This window comes from Rhizobium sp. HT1-10 (genome assembly GCF_049472505.1).
In the GTDB taxonomy this organism is placed as follows: domain Bacteria; phylum Pseudomonadota; class Alphaproteobacteria; order Rhizobiales; family Rhizobiaceae; genus Rhizobium.
Window position 1 is genome coordinate 47,923 of record NZ_JBCEBQ010000003.1, and the last position, 19,501, is coordinate 67,423.

Annotated in this window: 21 protein-coding genes; 18 read left to right on the forward strand and 3 right to left on the reverse strand. The window is 61.5% G+C overall.

Annotation, left to right across the window (positions count from 1 at the left end; genetic code table 11):
- Positions 1-172 precede the first annotated feature (172 nt).
- The 11 genes from urtA (at position 173) to ureC (ending at position 10,396) form a co-directional block, all read left to right on the forward strand.
- The gene (gene urtA / locus VH564_RS08815; protein WP_423339454.1) at positions 173-1,468 is read left to right on the forward strand and encodes an urea ABC transporter substrate-binding protein; all 1,296 of its coding nucleotides are present in this window, start codon (positions 173-175) and stop codon (positions 1,466-1,468) included.
- Between the two features lie 335 nt (positions 1,469-1,803).
- Positions 1,804-3,420, forward strand: coding sequence for an urea ABC transporter permease subunit UrtB (gene urtB / locus VH564_RS08820; RefSeq protein WP_423339455.1), 1,617 nt, complete (start codon positions 1,804-1,806; stop codon positions 3,418-3,420).
- Positions 3,417-4,577, forward strand: coding sequence for an urea ABC transporter permease subunit UrtC (gene urtC, locus VH564_RS08825; protein ID WP_423339456.1), 1,161 nt, complete (start codon positions 3,417-3,419; stop codon positions 4,575-4,577). The genes urtB and urtC overlap by 4 nt, the downstream gene beginning before the upstream one ends.
- 4 nt (positions 4,578-4,581) lie before the next feature.
- Complete coding sequence (urtD, locus tag VH564_RS08830) at positions 4,582-5,337, forward strand: urea ABC transporter ATP-binding protein UrtD (RefSeq protein WP_423339457.1); 756 nt, start codon at positions 4,582-4,584, stop codon at positions 5,335-5,337.
- 190 nt (positions 5,338-5,527) lie between these two features.
- The gene (gene urtE / locus VH564_RS08835) at positions 5,528-6,223 is read left to right on the forward strand and encodes an urea ABC transporter ATP-binding subunit UrtE (protein WP_423339458.1); all 696 of its coding nucleotides are present in this window, start codon (positions 5,528-5,530) and stop codon (positions 6,221-6,223) included.
- Between the two features lie 103 nt (positions 6,224-6,326).
- Positions 6,327-7,148 (forward strand): urease accessory protein UreD, encoded by an 822-nt coding sequence (locus tag VH564_RS08840; RefSeq protein ID WP_423339459.1) that lies wholly within the window; start codon positions 6,327-6,329, stop codon positions 7,146-7,148.
- A 19-nt stretch (positions 7,149-7,167) separates the two neighbouring features.
- Complete coding sequence (locus VH564_RS08845; RefSeq protein ID WP_111222535.1) at positions 7,168-7,470, forward strand: urease subunit gamma; 303 nt, start codon at positions 7,168-7,170, stop codon at positions 7,468-7,470.
- Positions 7,471-7,476: 6 nt separating this feature from the next.
- A complete protein-coding gene (locus VH564_RS08850) occupies positions 7,477-7,728 on the forward strand; it encodes a DUF1272 domain-containing protein (protein WP_423339460.1) in 252 nt (83 codons plus the stop codon).
- 13 nt (positions 7,729-7,741) lie between these two features.
- Positions 7,742-8,047, forward strand: a complete 306-nt coding sequence (locus VH564_RS08855; RefSeq protein ID WP_423339461.1) for an urease subunit beta — start codon at positions 7,742-7,744, stop codon at positions 8,045-8,047.
- Between the two features lie 25 nt (positions 8,048-8,072).
- Positions 8,073-8,489, forward strand: a complete 417-nt coding sequence (locus tag VH564_RS08860; RefSeq protein ID WP_423339462.1) for a lysozyme inhibitor LprI family protein — start codon at positions 8,073-8,075, stop codon at positions 8,487-8,489.
- A 194-nt stretch (positions 8,490-8,683) separates the two neighbouring features.
- Positions 8,684-10,396 (forward strand): urease subunit alpha, encoded by a 1,713-nt coding sequence (ureC, locus tag VH564_RS08865; RefSeq protein WP_423339463.1) that lies wholly within the window; start codon positions 8,684-8,686, stop codon positions 10,394-10,396.
- Positions 10,397-10,473: 77 nt separating this feature from the next.
- Here ureC and VH564_RS08870 read toward each other — a convergent pair whose 3' ends face one another.
- Positions 10,474-10,620, reverse strand: coding sequence for a hypothetical protein (locus tag VH564_RS08870; RefSeq protein ID WP_423339464.1), 147 nt, complete (start codon positions 10,618-10,620; stop codon positions 10,474-10,476).
- 273 nt (positions 10,621-10,893) lie between these two features.
- Here VH564_RS08870 and VH564_RS08875 point away from each other — a divergent pair, with 273 nt between their 5' ends.
- The 7 genes from VH564_RS08875 (at position 10,894) to ureG (ending at position 15,363) form a co-directional block, all read left to right on the forward strand.
- On the forward strand, positions 10,894-11,169 hold the full coding sequence (locus tag VH564_RS08875; RefSeq protein WP_423339465.1) for a hypothetical protein: 276 nt from the start codon (positions 10,894-10,896) through the stop codon (positions 11,167-11,169).
- Positions 11,170-11,232: 63 nt separating this feature from the next.
- The gene (locus VH564_RS08880; RefSeq protein ID WP_423339466.1) at positions 11,233-11,517 is read left to right on the forward strand and encodes a hypothetical protein; all 285 of its coding nucleotides are present in this window, start codon (positions 11,233-11,235) and stop codon (positions 11,515-11,517) included.
- Positions 11,518-11,692: 175 nt separating this feature from the next.
- Positions 11,693-12,232: a peroxiredoxin gene (locus VH564_RS08885; protein WP_423339972.1), complete on the forward strand. Its 540-nt coding sequence runs from the start codon at positions 11,693-11,695 to the stop codon at positions 12,230-12,232.
- 274 nt (positions 12,233-12,506) lie between these two features.
- The gene (locus VH564_RS08890; RefSeq protein WP_423339467.1) at positions 12,507-13,427 is read left to right on the forward strand and encodes a GGDEF domain-containing protein; all 921 of its coding nucleotides are present in this window, start codon (positions 12,507-12,509) and stop codon (positions 13,425-13,427) included.
- Between the two features lie 83 nt (positions 13,428-13,510).
- Positions 13,511-13,975: an urease accessory protein UreE gene (gene ureE / locus VH564_RS08895; protein WP_423339468.1), complete on the forward strand. Its 465-nt coding sequence runs from the start codon at positions 13,511-13,513 to the stop codon at positions 13,973-13,975.
- Positions 13,976-14,644: an urease accessory protein UreF gene (locus VH564_RS08900; protein ID WP_423339469.1), complete on the forward strand. Its 669-nt coding sequence runs from the start codon at positions 13,976-13,978 to the stop codon at positions 14,642-14,644.
- A gap of 107 nt (positions 14,645-14,751) precedes the next feature.
- Positions 14,752-15,363 carry an urease accessory protein UreG gene (gene ureG, locus VH564_RS08905; protein WP_423339470.1) on the forward strand — a complete coding sequence of 204 codons (612 nt, stop codon included), beginning with the start codon at positions 14,752-14,754 and terminating at the stop codon, positions 15,361-15,363.
- A 3-nt stretch (positions 15,364-15,366) separates the two neighbouring features.
- Here ureG and VH564_RS08910 read toward each other — a convergent pair whose 3' ends face one another.
- Together VH564_RS08910 and VH564_RS08915 are read right to left on the reverse strand one after the other, a co-directional pair.
- Positions 15,367-16,050, reverse strand: a complete 684-nt coding sequence (locus VH564_RS08910; RefSeq protein ID WP_423339471.1) for a Crp/Fnr family transcriptional regulator — start codon at positions 16,048-16,050, stop codon at positions 15,367-15,369.
- 130 nt (positions 16,051-16,180) lie between these two features.
- Complete coding sequence (locus VH564_RS08915) at positions 16,181-19,492, reverse strand: efflux RND transporter permease subunit (protein WP_423339472.1); 3,312 nt, start codon at positions 19,490-19,492, stop codon at positions 16,181-16,183.
- Positions 19,493-19,501: the final 9 nt, after the last annotated feature.

Consider the following 19,501-nt stretch of genomic DNA (forward strand, 5'->3'; position numbering starts at 1 on the left):
CACGGTCATTGCCGGCCTTAAAGCGCCAGCACGGGCCGGATGCACGTTTCGCCCCGAGACCTACGTCAAATTGCGTATACGGTTTTGCAGCGCGGCAAACCATAGTCCCTTAAGCAACAGTTAACAGCGGTTTCCCGCTGCTGTTGTAAAAATTCGAAGAGGGGATAAAACAATGAATTTCAAGAACTACGTCACGGGTGCCGTTCTCGGCGCCGTCCTGTCGACGTCGGCTTTGGTCTCCAGCGCCGCCTATGCTGCGGACGATACGATCAAGGTTGGCATTCTTCATTCGCTTTCCGGCACCATGGCCATCTCCGAGACCACCCTCAAGGATGCCATGCTGATGCTCATCGACGAGCAGAACAAGAAGGGCGGCCTTCTCGGCAAGAAGCTCGAAGCCGTCGTCGTCGATCCCGCCTCGGACTGGCCGCTATTTGCCGAAAAGGCCCGCGAACTGATCCAGAAGGACAAGGTTTCGGCCGTGTTCGGCTGCTGGACGTCCTCGTCGCGCAAGTCGGTCCTGCCTGTCTTCGAAGAGCTAAATTCGCTGCTCTTCTACCCGGTCCAGTATGAAGGCGAAGAATCCTCGCGCAACATCATCTACACCGGCGCCGCGCCGAACCAGCAGGCCATTCCTGCCGTCGATTACCTGATGCAGAAGGAAGGCGTAAAGCGCTTCGTTCTCGAAGGCACCGACTACGTCTATCCGCGCACGACCAACAAAATTCTCGAGGCTTACCTGATCTCCAAGGGTATTCCGAAAGAAGACATCATGACCAACTACACGCCGTTCGGCTTCTCCGATTGGCAGACCGAAGTGTCGAAGATCAAGGACTTCGGTTCGGCCGGCAAGAAGACCGCCGTCGTCTCGACGATCAACGGCGACGCCAACGTGCCTTTCTACAAGGAACTCGGCAACAAGGGCATCAAGGCAACCGACATCCCGGTCATCGCCTTCTCGGTCGGCGAAGAAGAACTGGCCGGTCTCGACACCAAGCCGCTGGTCGGCCATCTCGCTGCCTGGAACTACTTCGAATCCGTTGAAACGCCTGCCAACAAGGCTTTCATCAAGCAGTGGCATGCCTACACCAAGAACGACAAGCGCGTCACCAACGACCCGATGGAAGCGGCCTATATCGGCTTCAACGCCTGGGTTAAGGCTGTTCAGGCTGCCGGCTCGACCGACACCGACAAGGTCCTTGATACGATCATCGGCACGACCGTTCCAAACCTGTCGGGCGGCTATGCCACCGTCATGCCGAACCACCACATCACCAAGCCTGTGCTGATCGGCGAAATCCAGGGCAACGGCCAGTTCGACATCGTCCAGCAGACGCCGGCCGTGGTCGGCGACGAATGGTCCGATTACCTGCCCGACTCCAAGGACCTGATCTCCGATTGGCGCAAGCCGATGTCCTGCGGCAACTTCAACGTTGCCACCGGCAAGTGCGGCGGCAAGGGCATGTAAGGCAATTGATGCCCGGGAGGTCATATCCCCGGGCATCACCGGCCAAGATTTTGCCTAAACCTCTCCGGCGTCATGCTCGGGCTTGTCCCGAGCATCTGCGGCCTCTCGACTGGGTTGGATCCTCGGGTCAAGCCCGAGGATGACGACAGAGGCGGTGCCCCAAGGCTGATCGCAGCGACGGCACCCCGAGGATGACCGCAGCGACCATGCCCCGAGGATGACCGCAGCGATGAGGCCCGAGGATGACGGCAGAGACGCTGCAACGACACTAGAAAACAAACCTCCGCCTGGCCTAACCGGCCCGTAGGTTTACGATAACCGAGGCGAAAGAGCCGATGTATCGCGCCATCAAGATTTTCCTATTGACCCTCTGCCTCGCCCTGCCGGCTTTTTCGACCGTGCTGAAGGCGGAAGATGCGGTCCACCCGCTGGTCGACGCGCTCGGCGTCGGCGACTTTCCGGAACGCGAAGCGGCGATCAAGGCGCTGGTTGCCTCCAAGGATCCGCATGTCGGCAAGATCCTCAAGGAACTGAGCGACGGTCTGCTGTTCGTCAACGCCGATGGCGGTCCCGTCCTGCTGCAGGGTGGCACGGACGACGCCCCGACCTTTTCCGACCCGATCACTGGCGAAGCCGTCGCCGACATCGATCCGGACACGATGGTCAAGGTCAAGGTTAACAATTCGCTGCGCGGCGTCATCAGCGCCTCGATCGGCCAGTTGACGCTGCTGAGCCCGGATCGCGCCGCGCGGCTCGCAGCGGCCGAGGGCATGCTGAAGGATGCCGATCCGAGCAATATCGATCTCCTGAATTCGGCTCTTGCCGAGGAAAAGGATGCCGAGGTCAAGAAGACCATGGAGGCGGCGCGCGCTGTCGTGCTGCTGAAGACCGACGCGAGCCCGGAGGACAAGAAGGCGGCCATCGACACGATTGCGGCGCGCGGCGACCGCGAGGCGCTGACCATCCTGACGGCGGCGCTGCAGACGGCGCCCGCAGACCTGCAGCCTGCCATCCAGAAGGACATGGATTCCATCAAGGACACGCTGGCGCTCTGGGATGTCGCGCAGAACATCTGGTACGGGTTGTCGCTGAGTTCGGTGCTGATGCTGGCTGCCATCGGCCTTTCCATCACCTTCGGTGTCATGGGCGTCGTCAACATGGCGCATGGCGAAATGGTCATGCTCGGCGCCTACACGACCTATGTCGTGCAGGAGGCGATCACCCGCTATGCACCGGGACTGGCGGATTATTCGCTGGCCTTCGCCGTGCCCGCCGCTTTCCTGTTCACGGGCGCCGTCGGCTTCCTGATCGAGCGCACGGTCATCCGCTTCCTCTACAAGCGGCCGCTCGAGACGCTGCTTGCCACCTGGGGCATCTCGCTCATCCTGCAGCAGACGATCCGCTCCATCTTCGGCCCGACCAACCGCGAGGTTCGTAATCCCTCCTGGATGTCCGGCTCCTTCGATCTCGGTGGCCTCGACATCACCTGGAACCGGCTGTGGATCATCGTCTTTGCGCTGGTGGTGTTTTTCGCGCTGCTGCTTCTCCTCAAGCGTTCGGCTTTCGGTCTGCAGATGCGGGCCGTCACCCAGAACCGCCGCATGGCCTCGTCGATGGGCATCCGCACCGCCTGGGTCGATGCCTTCACCTTCGCGCTCGGCTCCGGCGTCGCCGGCATGGCGGGCGTCGCGCTCAGCCAGATCGACAATGTCTCGCCGAACCTCGGCCAGGCCTACATCATCGACAGCTTCATGGTCGTCGTCTTCGGTGGGGTCGGCAATCTCTGGGGAACGCTGGTCGGGGCCATGTCGCTCGGCATCCTCAATAAGTTCCTCGAGCCCTATGCCGGTGCCGTGCTCGGCAAGATCCTGGTGCTCGTCCTCATCATCCTGTTCATCCAGAAGCGACCGCGTGGGCTCTTCGCACTCAAAGGAAGGGCGGTGGAAGCATGATAACGGCCTTCCTGCTCCGGTCTCTCGACCGTAAGATCATCATTGCCATCCTGATCCTGGTCGCGCTGGCGATCCTGGTCCCGGCCTCCAACCTCCTGACCAGCCCGCAGAGCGCGCTGCATGTGCCGACCTACATCATGTCGCTGTTCGGCAAGTATCTCACCTATGCGTTGCTGGCGCTGGCGCTCGATCTCGTCTGGGGCTTTTGCGGCATCCTGTCGCTCGGCCACGGCGCCTTCTTCGCGCTCGGCGGCTATGCCATGGGCATGTACCTGATGCGCCAGATCGGCGCCCGCGGTTCTTACGGCAATCCCATCCTGCCCGACTTCATGGTGTTCCTGAACTATAAGGCGCTGCCGTGGTTCTGGTACGGGTTCGATCATTTCTGGTTTGCCGCGCTGATGGTGCTGCTGGTGCCCGGCTTGCTCGCCTATGTGTTCGGCTGGTTCGCCTTCCGCTCCCGCGTCAACGGCGTCTATCTGTCGATCATCACCCAGGCGATGACCTACGCGCTGCTGCTTGCCTTCTTCCGCAACGACATGGGTTTTGGCGGCAACAACGGGCTGACCGACTTCAAGGACATCCTCGGCTTCAATATCCAGGCCGATGGCACCCGCGCTGCCCTGTTTGCCCTGACAGCCCTGTTCCTGGCGCTGGCGCTGCTGATTTCGTCCGGCATCGTCCGCTCGAAATTCGGCAAGGTGTTGGTCGGCGTGCGCGATGCCGAAAGCCGGACGCGCTTCCTAGGCTACCGTGTCGAGAACATCAAATTGTTCACCTTCGTCGTCTCGGCGATGATGGCGGGCATTGCCGGTGCGCTCTACGTGCCGCAGGTCGGCATCATCAATCCCGGCGAGTTCGCGCCTGCCAATTCCATCGAAGTGGTCATCTGGACCGCCGTCGGTGGGCGCGGGACGCTGATCGGGCCGATCATCGGGGCGATCCTCGTCAATGGCGGCAAGACGATCTTTACCGGCCTGTTTCCCGAGGTCTGGCTGTTTGCGCTGGGCGGATTGTTCGTCGCCGTGACGCTGTTCCTGCCGCGCGGCGTCGTCGGCACCATCGCCCATTACGGCACCGGCGCCGGCAGATCGCGCCGCACATCCGTGGCGGCGGAAAAGGGCGAGAGCGACGAACCCCTGAAGGCAGCGGAGTAAGAGCATGATCACCGACGGCAAACCCACCAGCATGCTCTATCTGAACAACGTCTCGGTTTCCTTCGACGGCTTCAAGGCGCTCAATTCGCTGTCGATGGTGATCGAGCCCGGCGAACTCAGGGCCATCATCGGCCCGAACGGTGCCGGCAAGACGACGATGATGGACATCATCACCGGCAAGACCAGGCCCGATTCAGGCGAGGTGTTCTTCAACGGCACCGTCGATCTCACCAAGAAGGACGAGGCCGACATCGCGCTTCTCGGCATCGGCCGCAAGTTCCAGAAGCCGACTGTTTTCGAGAGCCACACGGTCTGGGACAATCTCGAGCTGGCGCTGAACCGCAGTCGCGGCGTGTTCTCTACGCTGTTCTACCGTATGACAGAGACGGACCGCGCCCGCATCAACGAGATCCTCGACACCGTCCGGCTGCATCGCCGGCGCGACGAGCTGGCGGCCAACCTCAGCCACGGACAGAAGCAGTGGCTGGAGATCGGCATGCTTTTGGCGCAGGAGCCGAAGCTTCTGCTGGTGGACGAGCCGGTGGCCGGGATGACGGATGCGGAGACCGCCGAGACGGCGATCCTGCTGAAGGAAATCGCCAGGACCCGGTCGGTGGTCGTGGTCGAGCACGACATGGGCTTCATCCGCGATCTCGGCGTCAAGGTGACGTGCCTCGCCGAAGGCTCGGTGCTGGCTGAAGGCTCGATCGATTTTGTCAGCAGCGATCCGAAGGTGATCGAGAATTATCTGGGGCGGTGACCGCGATGGATACGAGTTTGCGGCGCCGACCCCCCTCTGTCCCTCCGGGACATCTCCCCCACAAGGGGGGAGATTGGTCGAGAGCTTTGGGCCCAAAAGGGAAAAGAATGATCTCCCCCCTTGTGGGGGAGATGTCAGCGCAGCTGACAGAGGGGGGTAAGCCTACCCCGATGAATGAGGAACCCGCACCATGCTGACCGTCGAAAACGCAAATCTCCATTACGGCGCCGCCCAGGCACTCCGGGGCATTTCGATCAAGGCCGAGATGGGCAAGATCACCTGCGTGCTCGGGCGCAACGGCGTCGGCAAGAGCTCGCTGCTGCGCGCCGTCACCGGCCAGCATGCGCTGAGTGCCGGCAGCATCAGCTTCAACGATCGCAAGCTCGACGGCCTCGCCCCCTATGCCCGCGCCAAGCAGGGCATCGGCTACGTGCCGCAGGGTCGCGAGATCTTTCCGCTGCTGACGGTGAAGGAAAATCTGGAGACCGGCTTTGCGCCGCTGGCGCGCCGGGAGCGGCATGTGCCGGAGGATATCTTCCAGCTTTTTCCGGTGCTGAAATCCATGCTGTCGCGGCGGGGCGGGGATCTCTCCGGCGGGCAGCAGCAGCAGCTGGCGATCGGCCGGGCGCTGGTGACGCGGCCGAAGATCCTCGTGCTCGACGAGCCGACGGAAGGCATCCAGCCGTCGATCATCAAGGATATCGGCCGGGCGATCCAGTACTTGCGCGATTCCACCGGCATGGCGATCCTGCTGGTCGAGCAATATCTCGATTTCTGCCGCGAGCTTGCCGACTATGTCTACATCATGGACCGGGGAGAGATCGTGCATGAGGGGCTGGCTGAGACGCTGGATACGCCGGAGGCGCGGCGCCACCTGACGGTCTGACGGTGACCACCGGGAATGGTGGAGGCGCGAAAAAGAGCTTGCATTCAGAGGCTTGCGGGGTTGAATGGCGGCTATTGTATAAGCTGATCGCAGGAGTGGCGGGATGACGACGATGGCAGCGAGCACCAGGCCGCAAAGGGCCGAGGGACGCGGTCAGTTGGCCGCCAAGTGGATCGGCGGTCGCACGCGGCTGGCCGAATTCTTCCAGGAAGGTGCTGCGAAGATCCGGTTGCCTGATACCTTCGATAGCTCGATGGAAGCGGTCATCATCAACACGGCTGGCGGCCTGACCGGCGGCGATCGCATGGACTGGAGCGTGACGGCGCGGCCGCAGACGCGGATCGACGTGACGACGCAGGCCTGCGAGAAGATCTACAAGGCGTCTGCGGGCGTCGCCGAGATCAGGACGCGGATCGAGGTCGGCGCGGGGGCCCGGGTCGACTGGCTGCCGCAGGAAACGATCCTGTTCGATCGGGCGGCGCTGTCGCGGACGCTGGATGTCGAACTCGACGACAGCGCCGAATTCCTGGCCGTCGAAGCCGTTCTGCTCGGCCGCAAGGCGATGGGCGAGACGATGGCAACAGGGCTGTTCCGGGACCGCTGGCGGGTGCGCCGGGGCGGCAGGCTGATCCATGCCGAGGATCTCAGGCTCGATGGCGATGTGACTGATCTCACGGCGGAGCAGGCGGTGCTGGGCGGGCAGGTGGCTTTCGTCACCGTTCTCTACGCGGGACCTTCTGCGGAACGCTATTTGTCGACCGTTCGGCCGATGCTGGAGGGGCATAATGGCGGGGTCAGCCAGTGGAACGACAAGCTGGTCATCCGGCTTGCGGCATCGGACGGCTTCGCGCTCAGAAAAATCCTCATCCCGATCATTTCGGCCTTGCGCAATGGCGCGCCAGTGCCGAAAGTCTGGAATCTCTAGTTCAAGCAATAGGCAGACGATGAACCTCACTCCGAGAGAAAAAGACAAGCTGTTGATTTCCATGGCTGCGATGGTGGCGCGCCGCCGGCTGGAGCGGGGCGTCAAGCTCAACTATCCGGAAGCCATCGCGCTGATCAGCGACTTCGTCGTCGAGGGTGCCCGCGACGGCCGGTCCGTTGCCGACCTGATGTCAGCCGGCGCCCATGTCATCGGTCGTGACCAGGTGATGGAAGGCATCGCCGAGATGATCCACGATGTGCAGGTCGAAGCGACGTTCCCCGATGGCACGAAGCTCGTGACCGTCCACGAACCGATTAGGTAGGCTGTCATGCTGGAGCTCAGGCCGAATTGCGAGTGCTGCGATCGAGATCTGCCGCCGGATAGCCTGGAGGCCATGATGTGCAGTTTTGAGTGCACCTATTGCGCAGATTGCGCTTCGGGCACGCTCAACGGCATCTGCCCGAACTGCGGCGGTGAACTGGTGCGCCGCCCGGTGCGGCCGGCGGCCAAGCTTGCGGCCAATCCGGCCTCGACAAAACGCGTTTTGAAGGCCGAGGGCTGTGCGCCCAAGGCCGCATGAAGAGGAACATCCGATGATCCCCGGTGAAATCATTGCCGCCAGCGGCGATATCGAACTGAACTCCGGCGCGCCGACTGTCTCGATCGATGTGTCGAACACCGGCGACAGGCCGGTGCAGGTCGGCAGCCACTACCATTTCGCCGAGACCAATGGCGGGCTCAACTTCGACCGGGAAAAGGCGCAGGGCATGCGCCTCGACATCCCGGCCGGCACCGCCGTGCGGTTCGAGCCGGGCCAGACCCGGTCGGTGACGCTCATTCCCCTGTCCGGCAAGCGCGAGGTCTACGGTTTCCGCCAGCTGGTCATGGGCAAGCTGTGAGCCCGTAAGCAACCGAGGACTTCAGATGCGTTCGATCCTGATGATGGCTGCGGCAGGCGTGATGATGGGAATGGCCCACGGTGTTGCCTTGGCGGAAGACACGCCGGACTGCAGCAATTCAGTGACGCAAATGGATATGAACATCTGCTCGCAGCAGGATTTCGAGACGGCAGATGTGGCGCTGAACGCGCAATACAAAAAGACCCGCGCGGGATTGCAGCAAATTGATGCCGATCTTGAGGGCGACATGAAAGGCGCCGAAAAAGCGCTGCTCGCGGGGCAGCGCGGCTGGATTGCCTACCGCGACGGCGAATGCGAGGCAGAGGGATTTCAGGTGCGGGGCGGATCGATGGAGCCGATGCTGGTGTCCGGCTGCAAGGCGACGATGACCCGCCTGCGGACGAAGGAGCTTAAGGAGTTGGCGGAAGGTCCGGGCAATTGAGGGCCGGCGGCACGCATAGGGATGCTGTCGGGACCGTAGCTTCGCGCGCTCCGATGCGTCGGCTCCCGGGTGGCCTCTCCGATTTCCCGAGCCGTACGAGCAAGACATCGAGCGACCACCGTACGACAGCGACGACCTAGACAGGGCCTAAGCCAAAGACATACAATTTTCCGAGCTCCAGAGGTAAAAAGACGATGGCCTACAAGATCTCCCGCGCTGCCTATGCCAACATGTTCGGGCCGACCACCGGCGACAAAGTGCGCCTTGCCGACACCGAGTTGTTCATCGAAGTGGAGAAGGATTTCACCACCTATGGGGAAGAGGTGAAGTTCGGCGGCGGCAAGGTCATTCGCGATGGCATGGGGCAGAGCCAGGTGACGCGCGCCAACGGCGCCGTCGACACCGTCATCACCAATGCGCTGATCGTCGACACCTGGGGCATCGTCAAGGCCGATATCGGCCTCAAGGACGGTCGTATCGTTGCCATCGGCAAGGCCGGCAATCCGGATATGCAGCCCGGCGTCAACATCATCGTGGGACCCGGCACGGAAGCGATTGCCGCCGAAGGCAAGATCATCACGGCCGGCGGCATGGACAGCCATATCCACTTCATTGCGCCGCAGCAGATCGAAGAGGCGCTGATGTCGGGCATCACCTGCATGCTCGGCGGCGGCACCGGGCCGGCGCACGGCACGCTCGCCACCACCTGCACGCCCGGCCCCTGGCATATCGCCCGGATGATCGAGGCGGCGGACGCCTTTCCGATGAACTTGGCCTTTGCCGGCAAGGGCAATGCCTCGCTTCCCGGTGCACTCGAGGAAATGGTTTTGGGTGGAGCTTCGTCGCTGAAGCTGCATGAGGACTGGGGTACGACGCCTGCTGCCATCGACTGCTGCCTGACCGTCGCCGATCAGTTCGACGTGCAGGTGATGATCCACACGGACACGCTGAACGAAAGCGGCTTTGTCGAGGACACCATCGGCTCGATCAAGGGCCGCACGATCCATGCCTTCCACACGGAAGGTGCGGGCGGCGGGCACGCGCCGGACATCATCAAGATCTGCGGCCAGCCGAACGTCATCCCGTCGTCGACCAATCCGACCCGGCCCTACACGGTCAACACGATTGCCGAGCATCTCGACATGCTGATGGTCTGCCATCACCTGTCGTCCTCGATCCCGGAAGACATTGCCTTTGCCGAAAGCCGCATCCGCAAGGAGACGATTGCCGCCGAAGACATCCTGCATGATATCGGTGCCTTCTCGATCATCTCGTCCGACAGCCAGGCCATGGGTCGCGTCGGCGAAGTGGCGATCCGCACCTGGCAGACGGCCGACAAGATGAAGCGCCAGCGCGGCCGGCTTGCGCAGGAGCGGGGAGAAAACGACAATTTCCGCGTCAAGCGCTACATCGCAAAGTACACGATCAACCCGGCTATCGCCCATGGCCTTAGCCATGAGATCGGTTCGATCGAGGTCGGAAAGCGCGCCGATCTCGTCATGTGGAGCCCGGCCTTCTTCGGCGTCAAGCCCGACATGGTGCTCATTGGCGGCACGATTGCCGCAGCGCCGATGGGCGATCCGAATGCCTCGATCCCGACACCGCAGCCGGTGCACTACCGCCCGATGTTCGGCGCCTTCGGCAAGAGCCTGACAAACTCGTCCGTCACCTTCGTGTCGCAGGCATCTCTCGATGCCGGCATCCAGAACCGGCTCGGCGTCGCCAAGCAGCTTCTCGCTGTCAAGAATACCCGTGGCGGCATCTCCAAGGCGTCGATGGTCCATAACGACCTGTTGCCGCATATCGAAGTTGACCCTGAAACCTACGAGGTGCGTGCCGACGGCGAGCTTCTGACCTGCGAGCCCGCCACGGTGCTGCCGATGGCGCAGCGCTACTTCCTGTTCTAGCAATAGAAACGGCCCGCCTGCATCTTCATGTGCAGGCGGGCCGCTTTATGGGACGTTGATCTGGGGCGAGGTACCCTTCAGCCGAGGCTGTCGCCGAACATCGAAGGATGAACAGCGTTCTTGGCCAGATCTTCGGCGCGCTTACGGCGCCTGCCGACGACGTTGGCACGACAGATGGCTCGGCGAACGAGGCTCGCCCGGAAGATGGTCTTAATATCGATCATATGATTTTTCGTAGTGTTGGTATTTTAAGAAAGTTGCATTTACCCGCTCGCGAGCATTGTCACAATACCTTCATATATCAGTGCAGCCATGCAAATTGCGCGGGTTGACGAAAGACAAGTGCGCCTAGCGCCTGTCGAATGTCGCGGTGCCGACAACTCGGATTCACTGGTTATAGACCGAGAAAGCATTGCTGATTGGCGTTAAACCATTGGATGGAACCTATGGCCGCGTCATGCATTTTCGCAGCAATACCAACTTTTGCGAGAAATACCATGCAAAGCTTTACCCGGACGACCTTCCTTATCGCTGGCCTTCTGGCGGCCGTGACCAGCATCGGTGTCTACGGGGCGACTGCAGGTAACAGCGTGGCATTCGACCGTCCCGCTGCCCTCCAAGCCGATAGCCAGCATACCTCCCACGAGGAGGCCCGGAACGTGTCGGAGGTCAAAAGCACGAAGGCCGTCCGTATCGTGGGACCTCGCTTCTTTCCCGACAACGGCGATATCAAGCTGCGTGGTGCATCGGAAAGCTTAGCACTGGCGGACTGATCGAAGGGCGCCTGGCTTGCGAGCGCTAGGCGATCCACGCAAAGCGACCTGAAAGGGCGAACCATGGCATTGTCGACGCGAGAGGGTTTCCCAGCCTTTTTATCCGAGGAAAACGGTCACATCCCCGTCCAAGACGGAGACTGCAATTGGCTCGTCATCGTCACCCGCGAGGCGATGGAAAACGTTGCGGAACCGCCGGATGCATCTCTCGATCGTCTGTCGCAGCACAGCTCGCTCTTCCTGGATGTCGCAACCTTCAAGCTCGAGCATGGTCGGGCTGGCGAGGAAGATACGATCTGGGTCCAAACCGACGACATAACCGAGTGGCAGTCGCTCCAAACCAATTGAGGCGCAAACGCTGCACGTGCTGCCATGCAAGGTCCGCATGTCAGGCATGCGGAGGTCTCCAACGCAAGTTTTTGTGCTGCATTGCAGCAAGATTTTCGCTAGGGAAGGATAATATCCGGCAGTGGACGTTCGTCCGAGACGTGCCGCGCCCTTTGACCCTAGGAGTAGAGTTATGTTGATTGGCAAGAAAGTCCCGTCCGTTACGTTTCGCACCCGCGTGCGAGATGAATCCATCGGCGGCGCCAACCCCTACCGTTGGCAGGACATGACCTCCGCTGATTATTTCACGGGCAAGCGCGTTGTGATCTTCTCGCTTCCGGGCGCCTTTACCCCGACATGCTCGACTTTTCAGTTGCCCGATTTCGAGAAGCTCCATGGCGAATTTCGAGCCGAAGGGATTGATGAGATCTACTGCATTTCCGTCAATGACGCCTTCGTCATGAATGCATGGGGCAAAGCGCAGAACCTGTCGAACATCAAGCTCATCCCAGACGGCTCCGGCGAATTCACGCGCAAGATGGGCATGCTCGTCTCGAAGGATAATCTCGGCTTCGGCATGCGCTCATGGCGGTACGCAGCGATCATCAACGACGGCGTTGTCGAACAGTGGTTCGAGGAAGAAGGCTACTCCGACAATGCGGAAGCCGATCCCTATGGTGTCTCCTCTCCGCAGAACATCCTCGAAAACCTGAAGGCGCTCCAGGTCGCGGCCTAACGGTTTCGTCGCAGCGAAGACCTGCGAAACCTGGGGATTCGTTAAGATCTCCCAGAATTGATACCCTGGCACATGGTTGTGCTTATCCGGTACAGCCATGTGTCAGTTTGCGACGCGACACCCGCACTTCCTACGGCAACCAGAGGCTTTAAGATCCTATTCTGGAGCAGGCCTCCCAAGTCCCTCCAGCGGCAGATTTTCGAACCAAGATATCACCGTTCACAAGTCGAGAATGCGTGGCATTTGATCGATTTCGTTAACGGCATGGAATGAGATGCAAGCCTATCAAAACTCCAAGGTCCAAAGGGGTTGCGGAGTGGTTTCGATGTCTAGATGGGTACCGCTTCAGGCAGAGCTTGGTAACTTTCAGGAAAGACGAACGATTTACGTCTTCGCGTTGAAAGTGAGTCTGCAGTCGGTTCTTTTCTCCCTACTTTTGGTTGTTTCGGTTCTTCCGGCCCTGTCCTGGTGCGGCTGGCTGCAGATGCCGCTCCCCCAATCGATCAAGCTCGGAATTTTACTGTCGTGGCTGATCGGTGGCGTCGTGTCCGGCGTTCTTGCAATCGTCACCGGACATTCCATCCACGAAATCTGCGTGTCCCGTGCCGAGTTCGAGCGGCTGAGCCGCACCGATACGCTGTCCGGCCTTTTCAATCGCCGCGCTTTTGCCGAAGCGCTGTCGACCGTTGCCGGCAATGCCTCGCTCGTCATATTCGATGTTGACCGCTTCAAAGCGGTCAATGACCGATACGGGCATGCAGCAGGCGATGCGGTGATCATTGCCATATCGAGCCAGCTGTCGCTGATATTCAAGGATAACGCCGTCACAGGGCGCCTCGGTGGCGAAGAGTTCGGCGTGCTCGTCCATGGCGCCAGTGTCGCCGAGCGCATTGCGCGCATCGAGGCCGCCAAGGCGCTGATCTGCAGCACCGGTATCGCGACGGCCTGCGGCGAAATCAATGTGACCATATCGGCGGGCATCGCGGATTTTGAAGCCGAGCGCGGGCCGGAGGCGGTCTATGCGGCGGCAGATAACGCGCTTTACCTGGCGAAGGCATTGGGTCGCAATCGCGTTGTCCACGAGAGCGAGAGGCATAGCGCAGTGTCGTGTCACCTGAGAGGGTCGGAGGAGGTGGCTTTTGCGCATTCCGCTGAGTGTCTCGTCGAACCGCCTCGCTACCAATTCGGGACCTAGAAACCTGACATTTGTCGATGCATTCCTGTTGCATGAGGCGTGGCTATTTTGCATGGTCGGGCATCACAGAAACGGAAGCTTCCATGCAGCGCGTCACCTCATATATCCCGGCTGGTACCCCGTCGTCACACCCGATCGAGAAGGTCGTCCTCAGGCATGACCTCAGGCATCTGCGTCGCAAGCTGCTGCATCTGGAGAGCGGCGACATGGTGATGCTCGACCTGAAGGAAGCGGTGCTGCTTGCCCATGGCGATCTTCTGGTGCGCGACGACGGCGAACTGATAGAGATCGTTGCGGAGCCCGAGAAGCTGTTCGAGATCAAGGCGCGCGACAGGCTGCACCTGATCGAACTCGCCTGGCACCTTGGCAACCGACACCTTGCTGCCCAGATCGAGGAGGATCGCATCCTGATCCTGCGCGATCACGTCATCCGCTCGATGCTCGAAGGCCTTGGCGCTGCAGTCGCTGACGTGACCGAGCCATTCCAGCCGGCGCGAGGCGCCTATCATTCGCACGGGCACGACCACGGTCATGCGGCGCATGATTGAATGAGCGACGCCACTGAACTGAGTGCGCTGCTGCGCCTGATGGCCTGGCTGTCGCCGGCCTTTCCGATTGGGTCCTTTGCCTATTCCGGCGGGCTCGAACGGGCGGTACACGATGGTTTGGTCAGGGATGCGAGCGATCTCCAGGCGTGGTTGTCCGCCGTCGTCGACCATGGGGCGCTCTGGAACGATTGCGTCCTTTTGGGCGAAGCACATCGGGCCGCGCGCGATGCATTGGGCCTTGCCGCCTGCGCCGAACTCGCAGAAGCCCTGGCCGGTTCGCGCGAACGGCACCAGGAAACCATGTTGCTCGGCGAGGCTTTTCTCACGGCTGCCAGCGCGTGGCCGAAGGTGACGGCTGCGATTTCAACTGCCGTTGCCTATCCGGTGGCCGTCGGCGCCACCGCGTCGGTTCATGGAATTGGATGCGAGCAGGCGGTGGCAGCCTATCTGCACGCCTTCGTTTCGCAAGGCGTCTCGGCGGCCATCCGGCTGGGGGTCTGCGGCCAGAAGGATGGTGTGGCGGTGATTGCAGCGATGGAGCGCCTCGTTGCCGGGACAGCGGAAAGAGCGGCATGTTCGACGCTCGACGATCTCGGTTCTGCGACCATCCAGGCGGATATCGTCTCGCTGCGTCACGAGACGCAACGCGTGCGGCTGTTTCGCTCGTGATAGGCCCGGCCGTTTCGCAACATGTCAAGGCGGCAGGCCTCCGTCATTTGCCGCTACCCGCGACCTGCGCCTTCCGATAATCTATCGTTCGACAGGAGTCTCACACCATGAAATCCAGAAACGGTCCCTTGCGCGTCGGTATCGGCGGTCCCGTCGGCTCCGGCAAGACAGCCTTGACCGAGAAGCTTTGCAAGGCCATGCGCGACGACTATTCGGTCGCCGTGGTCACAAACGACATCTATACGACCGAAGACGCCGAGGCGCTGGTGCGGATGCAGGCGCTGCCCTCCGATCGCATCGTCGGCGTCGAAACGGGCGGTTGTCCGCACACGGCCATCCGCGAAGATGCCACCATCAACCTGCAGGCCATCGCCGGTCTGAACGCGCGCATTCCGGATCTCGACGTTGTCTTCATCGAATCGGGTGGCGACAATCTGGCCGCAACCTTTTCGCCAGACCTGGCCGACATCACCATCTATGTGATCTCGGTCTGCCAGGGAGAGGAAATCCCGCGCAAGGGCGGTCCCGGCATCACCAAGTCCGACATGCTCGTCATCAACAAGAAGGATCTCGCGCCGCATGTGGGCGCCGATCTGGAGGTGATGGACCGCGATGCGACGCGGATGCGCGCCGATCTGCCCTTCGTCTTCTCCGACATGAAGCGTGGCGACGGTGTCGGTACCATCGTTGACTTTCTGAAGCTTCATGGCGGGCTCTGACCGCTAGAGGCTTCTCAGCGCCTCCGGGTCCTCGATCTCGATGAGGCGACCGTGGACGGTAACGCCTGAGCCGCGAAGCGTCGAGAAAGCCCGCGACAAGGCTTCCGGTGCGAGGCCGAGCTTGCCGGCAAGCAAGCTTTTTGAGAAGGGAAGGCGGATCGAGGCCGCCTGTCCATCCCCAGCGCAGGCGCCTAGCAGGTAATTCGCCACACGTTGCGGTGCTGTTCGCAGTCTGTCATTGGCGAGACAGTCGATGCTGTCGAGCAATTGGGCGGCGATCAGGCCGACCAGCGCCTTGTCGATCTCGCTGTAGCGCTCGGCTAGCGCTCGGACCTTGCTGGTTTCGAAGCGTACGACGACGGTGGTGGCTGTCGCCTCTGCGTTGTAGCGATAGCCGCCCTCTGCATAGAGGAAGCAAGCTGCGAACGTTTCACCGGGGCCGCAGAGGCGGATGTCTGCCTCCTTGCCGTCCTTGGCTAGACGATAGAGCCTAACATAGCCATTCAACACGCAGAAAAAGAAGTCCGACGGCTCGCGCTCGCGGAATATGATGTCGCGCGGTTCATAGTGAATGCTCGTCGCCATATCGAGCATCTTTTGCCGAACCTCGACGGTCAGCAGGCTGATGAATGGCACTTCCCTCAGGAGCGCCTTGTCGCCCTCGCTCATCGGCAACGATCTCTGCATGGTGCGGACCTCCAATCTGTCCGCGCCATTATAGATGCCCGGCAAGTGCAACAGATTGATCTCGATCAAGAGGCGAGGCTCCGAACACGAGTGACCTATTTCCGTGCAATCCGTCACGCCGACGTTGACGTCATTCGGCGGCGTGATGGGGTAGGTTCAGAAGGTTGGCCTTGTCGGCGCCCCGGTTGGCGGGGTCCTTTTGCTCCAGTCGCTCGAATCGCTGCTCAAAGTCCTGGAGTTCGGCACGGTTTGCCGCCGTCGCTGCGGCTAGGCTCTCCTGGGTGACAACGACGTCATCGGGATCGCGGCGTCCGACCAGACGGCCGAACATCCAGCCGAGCAGGCGCGACAGGTCGTCCATGATAAGGAAAAAGGACGGTACGACGATCAGGCTCAGCACCGTCGAGACGATGATGCCGCCGATGACGGCAATCGCCATGGGTGCGCGGAACGAACCGCCTTCGCCAACGCCCAGCGCCGAGGGCAGCATACCGGCCGACATGGCAATCGAGGTCATGATGATCGGGCGTGCACGCTTGCGCCCGGCCTCGACCATGGCGTCGACGCGCGGCATGCCCTTGTGCATCATCTCGATGGCGAAATCGACCAGCAGGATCGCATTCTTGGTGACGATGCCCATCAGCATCAGGATGCCGATCAAGACCGGCATCGACAGCGGATTGTTGGTGAGGATCAAGGCGGCCGCCACGCCGCCGATGGCGAGTGGCAGCGACAACAGGATGGTGAAGGGCTGGATGACATCCTTGAACAGGATGATCAGCACCGACAGCACCAGCAGCAGCCCGAGCAGCATGGCGTTGATGAAGCCCTGCTGCATCTCGCCCTGGATCTTGGCATCGCCGCTTTCGGCCAGATGCACGCTTGCCGGGATCTTGGCGTCGGCGACGATCTGGCGGAACCGGTCGGAGGCGCTGTTAAGGGCGACGCCCTGCGGCAGGTCGGCGCCGATGGCGACCACGCGGTAGCGGTTGTTGCGCTTGATGGAACTCAGACCTTCCGAGTAGTCGATGTCGGCAACGGTGGAGAGTGGCACGGTTGCGCCGCCGGCCGTCTGGATGCGCAACGCGCGGATGGCCGCGAGATCGCGACGCATATCGAGCGACGCCTGGACGCGGACGGGGATCTGGCGATCATCGAGCGAGATCTTGGCCAGCAGTGCATCGCTGTCGCCGATGGTGGCGACGCGCAGCGTGTCGGAAATGGCCTGCGCGGTGATGCCGAGGCGGGCTGCCTCGTCTTTGCGTGGATGGATCTGAAGTTCGGGTCGGGGCAGGGCGCCATCGGGGCTGACATTGGCAAGCAGCGGATCGGCGCGGAGCTTGGCTTCAAGAATGGCGATGGCCTGATTCAAATCCTTGGCGCTGCGTGACAGGAAGTTGAAGGATATGTCACGCTCGCCGCGGTCATTCAGCTTGGTGATCCGCACGTCCGGGATGTCACGCAACTTGGCGAACACCTCCTTCTCGATATCCCATTGCGGCCTGATGCGGCCCTTCGGTTCCACCTTCGGCAGCTGCGGGCCAACGAAGGGGATCGAGCCCAGCACATCGTTGACCAGCCTGGTCATCAGCGACTGGTCGCGCTTGAAAAGACCAAGCGTCACGGTCGCCCGACGCAATTCGAGATCGCCCTTCGGCGATGCGCCCCCAAGCACGAAGACGCTCTCGACGCCATTGATGTTCTTGACGCGGCTGTAGACCGCATCCGTCGCCTTGTCGGTGTCGTCAAGCCGGGCATTGGGTGGCAACTCGACTGAAAGCACAATCCGCGATGCGTCGTCCGGCGGCAGGAAGCTGCCGGGGACCTGGAAGAGGAAGTAGACGGAGCCGATCAGGAAGGCGATGGCGGCAAGAAGCGTCGTATAGCGCCAGCGGGTCGTCACGCGGATCATCCGGGTGTAGCCACGCATGATCCGGCCGTCATTGTCATGGTGGTCGTCCATGCCGTCTTCGGCGCGCATCAGGTAGGCTGCCATCATCGGCGTGATGAGGCGGGCGACCATCAGCGAGAAGAACACCGAGAAGGCGACGGTCAGCCCGAACTGGATGAAATACTGTCCGGGGATGCCCGGCATGAACGAGACGGGCACGAAGACGGCGATGATGGTGAAGGTGGTGGCGATGACTGCAAGGCCGATTTCGTCGGCGGCTTCGATCGCCGCGCGGTAGGGCGTCTTGCCCATCTTGATGTGGCGGGCAATGTTCTCAATCTCGACGATGGCATCGTCGACGAGGATGCCGGTCGCCAGCGTCAGCGCCAGAAAGCTGACGAGGTTGAGCGAAAACCCCATCAGGTCCATGATCCAGAAAGTGGGGATGGCCGAAAGCGGCAGGGCGATGGCCGAGATCAGGGTCGCGCGCCAGTTCTTCAGGAACAGGAAGACGACGATGACCGCAAGCAGCGCGCCTTCCATCAGCGTGTCGATCGCTGCCTCATAGTTGCCGTAGGTGAAATAAACGGAATCGTCGATCAGCTCGATGCTGACATTGGGGTTCTCCGTCCTCAGCTGGGCGAGACTGTCTGAGACGGTCTTTGCAACGCTGACCTCGCTTGCTCCCTTGGCGCGGAAGACGCCGAAGGTGACGACGGGATTGTTGTTGAAGCGCGAGAAGGACTTCGGCTCCTCATAGGTGTCCTTGATGGCGCCAAGGTCCGAAAGCTTGACGAAGCGACCATTGGAGAGCGCAATGGTGGTATCGGCGAGCTGGGCGACATTGCGGGCATCGCCGAGCACGCGGATGGCCTGCTCGCTGCCGGCGACCTGGCCGCGACCGGAGCCGAGGTCGATATTGGTGCCGCGCAGCTGCTGGTTGACGCTGAGGGCGGTAATGCCATGGGCGTTCAGCTTGTTCGGATCGAGCTCGATGCGCACTTCTCGGTCGGCACCGCCGTAGCGGTCGACGCGGCCGATACCCTTTTGGCCCTGCAGCGCGCGCTTGATGGTGTCGTCGACGAACCAGGATAGTTCCTCGAGCGTCATGTTGGGTGACGAGACCGCGAAGGTCTGGATCGCCTGGCCCTCGACATCAATCTTGGAAACGATCGGTTCGTCGACATTGCCGGGAAGGCTGCCGCGGATGCGGTCGACGGCATCCTTGGTGTCCTGCACCGCCTGCTGGGTCGGCACCTCCAGGCGGAAGACGACCACGGTCTGGGAGACCCCGTCGTTGATCGTCGACTGGATTTCATCGATGCCGTTGATGCTCGCTACGGCGTCCTCGATCTCCTTGGTGACCTGCATTTCCAGTTCGGCGGGAGAGGCGCCGTTCTGGGTCACTGTGATGCTGACGACGGGGACGTCGATATTCGGAAAGCGGGTGATCGGCAGCTTGTTGAAGGCCTGCACGCCCACGAAAAGCAGCAGGACGAAAGCCAGCAGCGGCGCGACAGGATTGCGGATGGACCAGGCGGAGAAATTCATCTGAGCCCC